Genomic DNA, 12,373 nt, shown 5'->3' with positions numbered 1-12,373 from the left:
TTCATGGTTTCAATTCTCAAAACGCAGTCCCTTACCCACCGGAATCAGCCAATCTGCCTTAACCAGACAGTCTCTTCTCCATGTATTCCTCAAGCAAGAACCGTCTCTAAATATGAATAAACAGTCTCAATTATGAACTAATCTCAAGTATGATTAGCATCCTCATGAGCGATATCCTCCGAAATCTGCCCGGAAAGGCTATCGGTGAAGCGCGGTCACCGTGTTATGAATGTCGGCATCAATCACCGTGCTGAGTACTGGTGGGACAATCGCAAGTACACCTGCCGAGGATGGCGCCACGCCGAGCAAGAGCGGCGCAGACCTCATCGCCGTGGTTCCGGAACTTGAATCGTACGCTGACATCGAGGCAGCGGGAGTAGTGCAGACACCCAGTTTCGACATGGGTATTGAGTCGCTCACAGCGCTGGCTGAGCAGACTCGTACTACTATTGACGACGGGGCCGATGGCGTCGTCATCACCCACGGCACGGACACCATGGAAGAGTCCGCCTACTATCTGGACCTCGTGCTTGATCTCAGCGAGCCAGTGGTCTTCACGGGTTCCCAACGCCGTTCGGACGAGACGAGTCCCGACGGCCCAAACAACCTCCTCACGGCGGTGCGGGCAGCGAGTCACGAGCGGTTCCACGGCGCGGGGGGCGTCTATATCGCCTTTGACGAGGAATTGCACGCCGCATGTGACGTCACAAAAGGACACACGAGCGACCTCTCGGCGTTTGTGTCGCCCGACAAATGTCCAGTCGCCCGGTTCACTCGCGATGACGTACGCGTGCATCGCGACCCAGGAAGTCGGTCTGACTCGATCAGTGTCACCGCGACATCAGCCGATGTTCCAGTGGTGAAAACAGGAATCGGCGTCGGTGCACGGCAACTGAATAGTGCTCTCGAAGCGGGTGTCGATGGCATCGTCGTTGAGGGGACCGGCCTCGGGAATACGACGAGTGCGCTCGGTGATGCCATCGACGAGGCCCTCGAAGCGAATGTCCCTGTGGTTATTACCTCGCGTTGTCAGGGCGGAGCAGTCGCGCCCGTGTATGGAACCCCCGGTGGTGGAAAGACGCTCCGCTTGCATGGCGTTATCAACGGTGGCGACCTCCCCGCACACAAAGCACGCTTGAAGTTGATGCTGCTTATCGAGGAATTCGGGACAGACGACTTCACCACCCTCCGCGAAGCGTTCGAGACTGATAACTGATGAACAGCAATACACTCTGCCACACGGGCGCAGATACCAGCAACATTTGCGATGACGACTACGGCTATCACTCGAACGCGTGAAGCAGTGGTGTGGTGACAATCAATGGGCGATATTGACGTAGCAATTGGTGTCGATGCGGACTGTGTTGCCGGTTGGCTGGGGTCGTACGGCGGCGAAGATTCGCCCGCGGACCTCTCACGCGGACTCTCAGCCGGTCATGAGGGAATCCCGCGCATGCTCCAACTATTCGAAGATGAAGGTATCGACACTTCGTGGTACATTCCGGGGCACACTATCGAGACCTTCCGCGAGGAAGTTCAAGCGGTTGCCGACGCTGGTCACGAAATTGGCGTCCACGGCTACTCTCACGAGAACCCAACCGATCTCTCACGCGAGCAGGAAGACGAAATTCTCCAGTTGTCTATCGACCTCGTTGAAGATGTGACTGGCGAGAAACCAGTCGGCCACCGGGCAAGTTGGTGGGAGTTTAGCGAGAATACGCCGGATCTCGTCGAGAAGTACGACTTCCTCTACGATAGCAGCCTCATGGAGCGAGAGTTCGAGCCTGGCTACATGCGCAAGGGCGATAGTTGGGAGAAAATTAACTACGACCAAGATCCCGATTCGTGGACGACACCATACGAATTTGGTGAAGAAACCGACGTCGTGGAAATCCCTATTAGCTGGTATCGAGATGATATCCCCGCAATGCTGTTCATCAAACAGCCGCTCTACCACGCCGGCTACAAGGACCCAGAGATGATGTACGAACAATACTACAAACGGCAGTTCGATTATCTCTATAATCGCCGTGGTGCTGGCGTCTACACGTTCACTATCCATCCTGATCTCCATGGACTCCCTCACATGATTACACACCTCGAAGACTTCATCAGCTACGTCAAAGACCACGAAAACGCCGAATTCAGCACACTAGAGGATATCGCTCGGAAGTACAATGATGACCCGTCCGTATACGAAGCCCGTGGAGACTACGTCTGAAAAGAGTTATAGACTTGCATTAACAAGTTAGGAACGACGCTTGGGTCATTTGATAAGTATTATCGTGTCGCCATTGTCAAACCAACAATGACATTTTGAGATGGTGATTCACAAAAGAGTAAGAAAGACTCTTCGAGAATAAGTGGCTGAAAGCGTTGTAATCGCATGAATTGGCGAATTTGCTGTTTATTCGTGCTTACCGAATTAAGGGCACGTAGACTTATTCACTCCCCGCCCTTACCCACGGTGAACACAATGCCACGGCCCAGGATCTCGGTTACTCGTCCCGAGAATAGCCATCAATCGGATGGATTTGACGGTGGCGTGTAGCGTGGTGTCGATTGATGCAGTTATCGAGGACTTCCTGACGGACAAGGGCAAAGGCCAGAGTGGCGAGAGCGGCAACTACCGAGAGGACGCGAGTCGGGAACTCGATCGCTTCGTTGACTTCCTCGTCAAGCATGAGGACAGTCCGACAACGTTTGATGAGTTGGGTTCAAGCCACCTTCGCGAGTACGCGCGCCACCTCACGCGTCAGGGCTGGACCGCGGGCACTGTGCGTACCTACTACGCGTACGTATCTGCGTTCTGTGGCTGGGCCGTCCGCGAAGGTCATCTCGCCGAGAACGTCGCCCAGCGGCGCAACGCGACCGAGCCCATTCCCGACGGTGGAGGTCACAAGAGCGGCGACCAGCAAGCCTGGTCAGCTGAGGACCGCCAGCAACTCACCAGCTTCGTCGACGAGCAAGCGAGCGCGGCGATCGACGACATTGGTGAAGACCGAGAAGCAGCGATCAAAGCCTGTCGCGACCGGGCATTGGTCTATCTCCTCTCGTACTCTGGCGTGCGTGGTGCGGAGATACTGCGAGATCGGGGTGATGAACGACGACAGGGGCTTCGGTGGGAAGACGTCCACCTCGAAGATCGCTATGCGACGGTCTTCGCCAAAAAGCAGCGTCTCGACGATCGAGGTCTTCCCAACCCGGTGATCCATCCGCTTCAGATGTACCAGAAGGTTCTCGACGCACCGAGCGAAAGCTGGCCAGTCTTTCCCTCGTTTCATCGCCCAACGCTTTCCCAACGGGTGACCGACGAGCTGGACAGTCGTGGATACACCGACATGGAGATTGAGGAGATGCGCACCGACCGTTCATTAATCGAGGTCTGTGTTGAGTACGACATCGAACCGCCATCGATAACAACCGATGCAGGACGGCACGTTCTCAAACGACTCTGTGAGGAAGCAGGTATCGAACTCGATGACGACGAAGGATATCTCATGCCTCATGGTGCCCGGCGCGGTGCTGGCGAGGTTCTCGTCCGTACGTCAGGCCATGCAGCCGCTGCGCGAGCACTCGACAACTCCGAAGAGGTCGTTCGCGAGCACTACTCGCATATCGAAGCCGGTGACCTTGCCGACCAGATGACCAACGCCTTCGAAGAAGCTGATCAACAAAACAATCCTAACAAGGGTTGAGAACGCTCATTCCCATTCAGATTCGGCTCTCCGTTTCAGCATTTCTCGAAACTGTTCGGTGGTCTGGCGAAGTAGTTCATTTGTTGACCAATCTAGAATTACGCCGTACTGGCGAATGAGGTCAAGCTTATCGAGTTCTCCACTCTGATAGCGCGTAACGACACTTTCAGGATCTTCACGAAGCCATTCTTTACGATTGTTCCGAATGTAGCTTCTCTGATCCGCTGTGGCTTCGTGATCGATTTCGTATTCGCAGAGATCTCGGTCGATTGGTTTGATTATCACACCGTAGTCCTGGCACTGTCTAGTTGAGAACCTCCTCGACGGGCGTTCGTCCATCGAGCGCCTGATTCGGTCGGTCGTGGTTGTAGTGATGCTTGAACCGTCGCAGCCAGCGCCGAGCGCTGGCTGGACTCCCCCGCCAGAACGAATGGAAGCGGTCGATTCGCATCGCCACGGTCTGGAACAGCTTCTCGACGAGGTTGCGCTCGTTATAGTCGAGGTGACCGCTCAATTCACGCCGAGCGAGAGCGGTCAGATACCCGCCGGCGTCAACGAGGAATTCGGTATCTGAGACGTCGTGCTTGGTGGTAAGACGGTGAAGGAACGCCGTCCTCAGAAATCTTCGATTTCTGATGTGCTGCACGAGAGCTTTGCTCTCGTGAACGACGCGGGATCGGTCCCGCGTCGGCTGAACACTTCGATATCGAGCAACAGCTTCGAATCTGTGTCTATTGCGGCGTAGAGCCATCTCTTCTCGCCGTCGACAGTGATCTGTTTCTCATCGACGGCGACCCGCGACGGCTCCGCCGTCCTCAGAACGCGAGGCGTTCTGATGTGCTGCACGAGAGCTTCGCTCTCGTGAACGTCGGCGGGTCAGCCTGTGTTTCTGAAAGCGTGTGCGTCCAGTTCCAGACCGCTCCGTGCGAACGGTCGATGCCAAGCCAGTCGAACACTGCGACGACCTCCCGCAGCGACAGCCCCATCGAATGGAGACGCACCCCGAACACCCTGACGGGTGTCGGGGTGCGCTCGTTGTCCCAAACCTCATCACAATCCACGCTCAACGTCTCTCTGAGCAGGTCTCCGAGTTTCATGGTCAGTGCTCGCTACGACCTGCTCATTCCTCAACCCGCTCAACTAGACAGTGCCGCAGGACGCTATGTCCCAGTTTCAAGAAATATCCCGGAATATGCTATTCTTAGTTCGATTATTCGTCGCTACCGCCGCCGAGCGACGAGTAGTGTCGCCCCGAGTAGTGCTACGACTGCTACAAAGACAGTGAATCCTGGTCCGCTACCGGTCGTTGTCTCCGTGTTGCTGGTCGTTTCAGCTCTATTACCACTTTCACCACCAGTCATTGTACTGGAGGCATCTGAACCACTGGTGATTTTAGTGGTCGTTTCAGTAGCCATCCTCTCTGTCGTGCCGCCGTCGGTAACGACTGTTTCTTGGGATTCGTCGGGGGTGATAGTAGCTTGACTATCGTCGCTCGTGGATTGTGTTGTGGCGGCCGTAGTGGTCAAGTTTGCTTCCTGCATGGCCTGTGGATGCAACTGGCGGGCAATTTCAGTCATCGGAACGATAATTCGAGGACCGGGCTGACTGATGAGGTCCGGACTGACGATGATCGTTTGATTCTGCTTGATTGCTGTCGTGCTTGCATACGGCCCACCGGTGGGGATCGTTGTGACGTTCGATGTGATAATCCATTCAGGGTTGCGTTCGACAATCGTTTCGTTGCTGATCTGCCGATAGCCCTCGATGCCGGCGTTCGCAGCGATATTGTCTCCGCCAGCGGTTTCCATAACTGCGTGAATGAACGTTCCGTTACCCGGAGCGAACCCGCCGCTTTGGGGATACAGCACTCTTGGTTGCTCCTCGCCGGCAACGGCTTGCCTGATAGCGTTGATTCGGTCTTTGGTATCTCCAACGGTCTCCGCGGCTCCCTCACATGCTCCGACGAGTTGGCCTGTCCGATTAGTTTTCTCATGAATGTCTGCGAGCGAGCGAGCAATATCGAACTTATACACCGTAAGACCTGCTCCACGAAGCGTCTCGACAGTTTCGTTCGGGATAATGTTCGGTGCAAGTACAAGATCCGGGTTGAGGCCCGCAACTTCCTCAACAGCCACAGTATAGCCATCGGCTTGCATCACATCCGTCCGATTCGTGGTGTCGTTGAGATAGGTTGTATACTGGTTTACGGGTAAACCGGTAACTTTCTCTTTCGCGCCAATATCCCAGAGAGTCTGTGCAGTGCTTGGCCCGAGCGCGACGATCTGTTCCGGTTCGTTTTCGATCGTAACTTCGGAACCGGTGGCGTCGGTTGCCGTTACTGGGAATGAGCATGAATTGTTCGTGAGCTGTTGTGGTGCTGCCTCAACGTCAGCACTTGTTGCTGCAACCGGCGTGATGCCGGTCGCTATGATCGCTACTGCGAGAACCACACCGAGCATTGATCTAAGCATTCAGCACAACCGCAGAGCTTAGTAAACAAGTATTTACCTAAAGCAAGTTCAGTTGCTGGCGAGGGGACGATGACAGTTATACGACTCAAGCCAAGGTTCAAACAATATCACGAATCAGCAAGTTCTACGGAATTTGATTCGTTCTGCTCGGTTTACACACTAGTAAGAATCAATCACGATCAAGGATGTGATGATGACATCATACAGTGCTATCAGTGATTGCATGAGATTTGTCGTTGTCGCTGGAATCACGACTACCGCTCGAATTGACGGGGTCAGCGCTGCTGGAGCCAACCCGGATGTTCTAGTACACACTCCGAGCGCGGACCTCGAAATTATCGAATACGGTCAGCCGATCAGTGAAAATATTGTGCCGGTGAGTCCAACGGGCTGTCCGACGCCGGCAGTCGTCACACGTGCTGTTTGCGAACTGATCGGGTTTGATCTACTGCTGCTCGATGCCGGTCTTGCCCGTTCGACCGCTGCGCCGACGGTCGCCATCGGCACCGAACCAGGAGCGGATATCAGGGAGGCTGTTCCCGTTCCGACTGCCGCTGAGGTGTTCGAGGACGCTCGGCGACTTGGACGAACGCTCCCAGATGACGAGTTGATGATCGGAGAAACCATTCCAGGCGGGACGACCACTTCATTGGGTGTTCTCACTGCGCTTGGTGAACGGGCAGTCGTTTCCTCATCGCTGCCGGAGAATCCTCTTGCGCTCAAACGAGAGGTCGTCAACGAGGCGCTGGCGGCTACTGGTCTCTCGCCAGGTGCGACTGCCGGCGAGCCGGTCGAAACAGTGCGGCGAATGGGCGACCCGGTGCTTGCCGGCGTGGCAGGATTGGTTATTGGAGCCACCGAAACTGGGACCAGGGTGACGCTTGCAGGTGGGACGCAACTCGTTGCCGCCGCCGCACTCGTCCGTCATGCCGGTGTGAATGCTCCACTCTCGCTTGCGACAACCGCATTCATCGCTGCTGATGAGACAATTGATCTCAACGAACTCGCCACTGACCTCTCGCTGGCAGTAACCATCACCGACCCGAAATTCGACCAAGCAGATCATCCGGCAACAAACGCCTATCTCGCCGGCGAGGCCAAAGAAGGAGCTGGGATGGGCGGCGCGCTAGCGCTTGCTGACCGTGCCAACATACCGATGCGCGACGTTCGTGAGCAGATCATCGCGGTCTATGGGGACCTCACTAGGGACGAGCCATCGGTAGATACATGAATGAATCCAGAACGACGATCACCGGAATCTCGTTCGACCTTTTCGGGACGCTCGTATCGGTTGAGAAACCTGATGACCCGGCCGAAACGATTGCTACCGAACTCGAGTCTCGCGGACTGTCCGTTCCGAGCGACTGGAACGCCGCGTATACGGAATCACATATCGATTGCCCTTCTGGCCGGGAACGCTCGCTACCGGACCACGTTGCAGCAGCGGTGGCGAGCCGTTTCGAGGACTATCGTCCAATCGATGTACATACAGAGGCAACACACGCTGTGATGGCCGCCTTCGAGACGGACGTTCAGACACGACCAGGTGCGATTCGAGCTGTCGAGCGACTTAGAACCCATGTTCCGGTTGGGGTACTGTCGAACTGTGCCGTGCCGACTCTTGCTGAACGGGTACTCCACAGAGCAGCAATCGACGAGACTGCTTTCGAAGCGATCGTTACGAGCATTGAGTGTGGCTGGCGAAAACCTCACCCAAACTCATTCAAAGCTGTCGCTGACAAACTCGGCGTCGGCATCGATGAACTGCTCCATGTCGGCGATAATCCGGCAACAGACGGATATGCGGACAAGGTCGGTGCAACAAGCCGTCTCGTTTCCGAAGTTGCGCTCACAGATCTTCCGGCAAACTTGGAGGAAGAATGGGATTAGTAGCCGTGGCGGCGATCGGAGTGTCATTAGTGTTGGACCTTCTTTTCGAGGAATTTCCGGATCGTGTGCATCCGGTCGCTTTGTTCGGGCGAATCGTCGGCCGGTTCGACCGGCCGTGGTCCCATCCACGACTGGTCGGTATAATCGTCGCGCTCGGTCTACCGCTCGGAGCAGCCGTTCTCGGAGGCGTACTCACCGAACTCGTTAGCCGGCATCATTCCGCTCTCGGCGGTTCGATTGCGGCGCTCGCACTGTTTGCGACGGTGAGCCTCAGAATGTTGCTCTCGGTGGCTACAGATGTTCTCTCGAAAATCGAGATGAATATCGAACGTGCTCGCACTGCGATACGGGGACTAGTTGGACGCGAGACAGCGGATCTTTCGGCGGGCGAACTCCGCAGTGGAGTCGTCGAGAGTATTGCAGAGAACCTCGCCGATGGTCTTGTCGCACCGCTGCTCGCCTTCGTACTCGGCGTTCAGTTTACCCTTGGTGTGGGTGTCGCAGTCACTGTCTGGGTAAAGGCGGTGAACACACTTGATTCGATGCTCGGCTATCGTTCGAAGCCAGTCGGATGGGGAAGTGCCCGCCTCGACGACGCTGTGATGTGGCTTCCAGCCCGAATCAGTGCCGTGCTCATTGCGCTCGCTGGTGGCTCACCGGCAGTACTCGCACGTGCTTGGAAGTGGCGTACGGAGCCGTCTTCACCGAACTCCGGATGGCCAATGGCGACTCTCGCAGCGGTCCTTGACGTCGAACTCCGAAAGCCCGCCACCTACGTGTTGAACCCGAACGCTGAGTTACCGACTACTGAGGATACTCACCGTGGGGTTCGAGTAATCGGCACTGCTGGGCTGCTGTCCTTCTTCCTCGCGGGGGTAGCCGCATGGTTCTGAAAGCACTCCAAGGCGCGTTAGGATTCTTTTCGCGGCTTCCGGTCGGCCACGACGCTACCGCATGGAATGCGTTCAGAGACCGGCCAGCAAGTATGCCGCTCACAGGATACATTATCGGCTCGCTCATCGTACTCCCGCTGGTGATTCCGGGATCGCCACCGACGATTGCGTTCGCTTTCGTCGTCGCCGTGTACCTCGTCACAGGTATCAATCATATCGATGGTGTGATCGACCTCGGCGACGCGCTTGTCGTCCACGGTGGGCCAACGGAGCGGCGCGTAGTGATGAAAGACACTACCATCGGTGCTGGCGGTGCGCTCGCAGTTGCGATGGTCGTCTTGGGACTCGCAACAGCCGGACTCACGCTGGCGGCTCTCCCAATCCAAGCCGTTTTGCTTGTCATTACCGCCGAAGTGGGGGCGAAACTCGGGATGGCGCTGCTCGTTTGTTTCGGTTCCGCACCTCACGAGGGTCTCGGCTCAGCACTCACCACGCATGCTGATCCTCATTCCGCGATTCTAGTTGGAGCAGTGGCAGTTCCCGCAGCGGTGTTGACGTGGCCGCGAATTGGCGTCGCCACAACAGTGCTCCTCGCCGCTGTGATCGTGACATTCGGTTCACTCCGTTGGGCACGCATCAATCTTGGCGGGGTGAGCGGCGATGTCCTCGGTGCCACCAATGAAATTATCCGAATCGTTGCACTCCATGTGGGGGTATTCGTATGGACGCACTGGTGATGTGCGGTGGCTGTGGAACGCGACTCAACGCCGACACTGAGAAACCACTCTACCGAATCGGTGGCCGACCGATGATTGACCACGTATGTAATGCGCTTGTTACCAGTCGAATCGAGACGGTCCAGTATGTCGTTTCGCCGCACACGCCGCGAACGCGCGAACATCTCAATGAACGGGTTATTGAAGCCCCCGGTAGGGGTTACGTCGCCGACCTTCAGTACGCGCTCGAACGTAGCAACCTGCCCATACTTACTGTGGCCGCTGACTTACCGTTGCTGACCGGTAGTGCCATCAACGACGTTCTTGGGAAGTGTAGGAGAGGTTCGCTCACGGTGGCTACTCCCGCTGCACTCAAGGAACTACTGGGCGTCAGCACCGATACAACGATGGAGACTGACGGCAGGGCTATCGCGCCCACCGGCGTCAACGTCGTTTCGGAGACAAATATAGACAACACCATTGTGAGCTACGACGTCCGATTCGCGGTCAACGTAAACCATCGGTCGGACGGTGAAATCGCGGAGAAATTACTGTGATGTACACGACACCAAAACTAACAGACAGCAAGAGCAGACACCGAAATATCACTTCATCAAGGACTGATAGCGATTCCAGCGTCGGCGACAGTGGTGGTGGCTGCAGACGGGAGGGAATACTTGCGGCCTGAAGCGGTGCGTCAGGTCGGTCGGGAGCCACACGGTAGCAGCGACGATCCCGACGTTGTCGATTTCAGTGCGAACACCAATCCTTGCGTTCCCGATGGAGTAGAAGAGGTCTACCGTGAGGCGTTCGCCGAAGCGCGGTCCTATCCAATCGAACCTCCAATGGCGTATCGTGCCACAGCGGCAACATACGTCGGTTGCAAGCCGGAGCAGGTGATTCCAACGCCGGGTGGCCTCGCCGCCATTCGAGCGACGATTGCCCTCACCGTCGAAGCGGGTGAATCGGTACTTGTGCCGTATCCTAGTTTCGCCGAATACGCGCGTGAAATTCGTCTACAGGGTGGTGAACCGAAATTTGTGCCACAGGCAGAGCTGCTCGCTGCGGACCCAGCCGAGCACGCACTCGCCATTGTCTGCAACCCAAACAATCCGACCGGCAACGCATACGATATCAACCGACTCGAAGCATTCGCAAGCCGGTGTCGAAAGAGTGAAACGATACTGCTCGCTGACGAGGCGTTTTTGGGCTTTACGAATCGGCCCTCACTAGCTGGCCGCAGGGGCGTTGTGGTCGCCCGTTCGCTTACCAAGCTGTTCGGATTACCCGGACTCAGAGCTGGCTTCGCAGTTTCGACGGGCGATTTCGGTACGGCGCTCCAGAATGCCCGTCGGACGTGGAACATGAGCGCGCCGGCGCTCGCGGTCGGTGCGTTCTGTATGGCCCGAGAGGAGTTTATCACCACAACCCGCGAACGAGTCCGCACGGAACGAACCCGTCTACGGAGCGCGCTCTCGGGGAACTTCGAGGTTCATCCCTCTGACTCGCCGTTCCTCCTACTTGATGTGGGAGACAGAGAGGTTGAGGAACTTCTGCATCAAGCACGTGAGCACGGACTCGCACTCAGGGACGCCACCACGTTTCGCGGTCTTGATTCGCACGTTCGCGTCGCAGTGCGCCTATCGGAAGAAAACGACCGTCTTCTGGAGGTGCTGAATGTTTGAAACCGCTATCGTTGACGGTGTGCTTCGTCTCCGACGACCGGAGACCCACTGGCTCTCGACAGGGTGGGATGGCGGGTTCGAGCGGGCCGGGGTCGCCTACAATATTGAGGTCCCGGAAGGATGGGAGCGGACGGACCTCGGGAGTTACATCGAAGAACGCCGGGAGCGGGCCGGATTTTCTATGGTCGGTCCGACGCTACTCACCGGCGTTGAGATGAGCCACGCACGAGGCGCGCGGCTCGGTCCCGTCGTGGCATACGCGACTGCCGGGGTGTCGAACCCCGCCGCGCTTCCAATGGAACCCGCAGAAGAAGAGGGAACGCGGACCGCCGACTTCGACGTCGGAACGGTCAATCTTCTTGTCGGGACGACACAATGTCTGGACGATGCGGCGCTTGCGAACCTTCTCTCGGTCGTAGTGGAAGCGAAGACCGCGACGCTGGTGGCTGAAACAGGGTTTCCGGGCACAACGACCGACGCGGTCGTGGTCGGGAGCGACGAAACCGGGAAATCGGCGACGTTTTCGGGAAGCGCGACGGCGGTGGGTAGCGCGGCACGGGCATGTGTCCGCGAGGCAGTACGGGCTAGCCTCGACTCACGATACGCCGAACGGAAACTCCCCCAATCCATCGCGGACGCAGAATACGGGGTCGTTACCGACCAGCGTGCGGCGGTGTTCGTACCATGAACGTACTGCTGCTACGCACGACGGAGCGACGACTGAATACCATACAACAGCACCAACGGCACCACCAATGACGAACTACACTACCGACAACCACCACGAGGATGAACGGCTGGAAAAAACCCCCGGGCGGGGAACATCGCCGGATGCTAGACCAATCGAACCAGCAGCGCCGGAGGATTTCGGACTCGTCCAAGCATGGTGGGGCGACGGAAAAGGAAAGACGACGGCGGCGATGGGGATGGGATTTCGAGCGGCTGGACACGGATACCGGGTCCACATGCTCCAGTTCATGAAGGGCGGGGCGTCGAGCGTTGAGGCGACCCGTGGCGAGG

At 57.0% G+C, this 12,373-nt stretch carries 12 protein-coding genes and 2 pseudogenes; 11 read left to right on the top strand and 3 right to left on the bottom strand.

Going from position 1 to position 12,373, the window contains the following annotated elements:
• Positions 1 to 229: 229 nt before the first annotated feature.
• From ACP97_RS00070 to ACP97_RS00060, 3 genes are all read left to right on the top strand, one after another.
• Positions 230 to 1,216, top strand: a complete 987-nt coding sequence (locus ACP97_RS00070; RefSeq protein ID WP_049995821.1) for an asparaginase — start codon at positions 230 to 232, stop codon at positions 1,214 to 1,216.
• A gap of 105 nt (positions 1,217 to 1,321) precedes the next feature.
• Positions 1,322 to 2,221, top strand: a complete 900-nt coding sequence (locus tag ACP97_RS00065; RefSeq protein WP_049995820.1) for a polysaccharide deacetylase family protein — start codon at positions 1,322 to 1,324, stop codon at positions 2,219 to 2,221.
• Positions 2,222 to 2,552: 331 nt separating this feature from the next.
• Positions 2,553 to 3,698 (top strand): tyrosine-type recombinase/integrase, encoded by a 1,146-nt coding sequence (locus ACP97_RS00060; protein ID WP_049995923.1) that lies wholly within the window; start codon positions 2,553 to 2,555, stop codon positions 3,696 to 3,698.
• Positions 3,699 to 3,704: 6 nt separating this feature from the next.
• On the opposite strand, the pseudogene ACP97_RS19475 reads toward ACP97_RS00060, so the two are convergent.
• The 3 genes and pseudogenes from ACP97_RS19475 to ACP97_RS00045 all read right to left on the bottom strand — a co-directional run.
• A pseudogene (locus ACP97_RS19475) lies at positions 3,705 to 4,004 on the bottom strand (hydantoinase B/oxoprolinase family protein); the annotation flags it as partial.
• A pseudogene (locus ACP97_RS18685) lies at positions 4,003 to 4,795 on the bottom strand (IS6 family transposase). The pseudogenes ACP97_RS19475 and ACP97_RS18685, both read right to left, overlap by 2 nt.
• Before the next feature lie 123 nt (positions 4,796 to 4,918).
• The gene (locus tag ACP97_RS00045; RefSeq protein WP_049995818.1) at positions 4,919 to 6,157 is read right to left on the bottom strand and encodes a PGF-CTERM-anchored ABC transporter substrate-binding protein; all 1,239 of its coding nucleotides are present in this window, start codon (positions 6,155 to 6,157) and stop codon (positions 4,919 to 4,921) included.
• 235 nt (positions 6,158 to 6,392) lie between these two features.
• Here ACP97_RS00045 and cobT point away from each other — a divergent pair, with 235 nt between their 5' ends.
• The 8 genes from cobT to ACP97_RS00005 all read left to right on the top strand — a co-directional run.
• Entirely contained in the window at positions 6,393 to 7,400 is a 1,008-nt protein-coding gene (cobT, locus tag ACP97_RS00040; protein WP_079977484.1) for a nicotinate mononucleotide-dependent phosphoribosyltransferase CobT, read from the top strand.
• On the top strand, positions 7,397 to 8,059 hold the full coding sequence (locus ACP97_RS00035; protein WP_049995817.1) for an HAD family hydrolase: 663 nt from the start codon (positions 7,397 to 7,399) through the stop codon (positions 8,057 to 8,059). Before cobT ends, ACP97_RS00035 begins: the two co-directional genes overlap by 4 nt.
• A complete protein-coding gene (locus ACP97_RS00030; RefSeq protein WP_049995816.1) occupies positions 8,050 to 8,952 on the top strand; it encodes a CobD/CbiB family cobalamin biosynthesis protein in 903 nt (300 codons plus the stop codon). Before ACP97_RS00035 ends, ACP97_RS00030 begins: the two co-directional genes overlap by 10 nt.
• Positions 8,943 to 9,689 (top strand): adenosylcobinamide-GDP ribazoletransferase, encoded by a 747-nt coding sequence (gene cobS / locus ACP97_RS00025; RefSeq protein WP_049995815.1) that lies wholly within the window; start codon positions 8,943 to 8,945, stop codon positions 9,687 to 9,689. Before ACP97_RS00030 ends, cobS begins: the two co-directional genes overlap by 10 nt.
• Positions 9,674 to 10,225, top strand: coding sequence for an NTP transferase domain-containing protein (locus tag ACP97_RS00020; RefSeq protein WP_049995814.1), 552 nt, complete (start codon positions 9,674 to 9,676; stop codon positions 10,223 to 10,225). Before cobS ends, ACP97_RS00020 begins: the two co-directional genes overlap by 16 nt.
• A gap of 120 nt (positions 10,226 to 10,345) precedes the next feature.
• Positions 10,346 to 11,353 carry an aminotransferase class I/II-fold pyridoxal phosphate-dependent enzyme gene (locus ACP97_RS00015; RefSeq protein WP_049995921.1) on the top strand — a complete coding sequence of 336 codons (1,008 nt, stop codon included), beginning with the start codon at positions 10,346 to 10,348 and terminating at the stop codon, positions 11,351 to 11,353.
• On the top strand, positions 11,346 to 12,041 hold the full coding sequence (locus ACP97_RS00010; RefSeq protein ID WP_049995813.1) for an adenosylcobinamide amidohydrolase: 696 nt from the start codon (positions 11,346 to 11,348) through the stop codon (positions 12,039 to 12,041). Before ACP97_RS00015 ends, ACP97_RS00010 begins: the two co-directional genes overlap by 8 nt.
• Positions 12,042 to 12,108: 67 nt before the next feature.
• The coding region (locus ACP97_RS00005) for a cob(I)yrinic acid a,c-diamide adenosyltransferase (protein WP_202593514.1) at positions 12,109 to 12,373 on the top strand (265 nt) is incomplete at its 3' end.

Source organism: Halococcus sediminicola (assembly GCF_000755245.1).
In the GTDB taxonomy this organism is placed as follows: domain Archaea; phylum Halobacteriota; class Halobacteria; order Halobacteriales; family Halococcaceae; genus Halococcus; species Halococcus sediminicola.
The sequence above is the reverse complement of the archived record's forward strand: the minus strand, read 5'-3'. Positions and strand labels throughout refer to the sequence as shown.

What these genes read in the sequence shown, in the direction of transcription:
- ACP97_RS00070 (WP_049995821.1), top strand. Translation starts at nt 230, where the DNA reads ATGTCGGCATCAATCACCGTGCTGAGTACTGGTGGGACAATCGCAAGT.
- ACP97_RS00065 (WP_049995820.1), top strand. Translation starts at nt 1,322, where the DNA reads ATGGGCGATATTGACGTAGCAATTGGTGTCGATGCGGACTGTGTTGCC.
- ACP97_RS00045 (WP_049995818.1), bottom strand. Translation starts at nt 6,157, where the DNA reads ATGCTCGGTGTGGTTCTCGCAGTAGCGATCATAGCGACCGGCATCACG.
- cobT (WP_079977484.1), top strand. Translation starts at nt 6,393, where the DNA reads ATGAGATTTGTCGTTGTCGCTGGAATCACGACTACCGCTCGAATTGAC.
- ACP97_RS00035 (WP_049995817.1), top strand. Translation starts at nt 7,397, where the DNA reads ATGAATGAATCCAGAACGACGATCACCGGAATCTCGTTCGACCTTTTC.
- ACP97_RS00030 (WP_049995816.1), top strand. Translation starts at nt 8,050, where the DNA reads ATGGGATTAGTAGCCGTGGCGGCGATCGGAGTGTCATTAGTGTTGGAC.
- cobS (WP_049995815.1), top strand. Translation starts at nt 8,943, where the DNA reads ATGGTTCTGAAAGCACTCCAAGGCGCGTTAGGATTCTTTTCGCGGCTT.
- ACP97_RS00020 (WP_049995814.1), top strand. Translation starts at nt 9,674, where the DNA reads ATGGACGCACTGGTGATGTGCGGTGGCTGTGGAACGCGACTCAACGCC.
- ACP97_RS00010 (WP_049995813.1), top strand. Translation starts at nt 11,346, where the DNA reads ATGTTTGAAACCGCTATCGTTGACGGTGTGCTTCGTCTCCGACGACCG.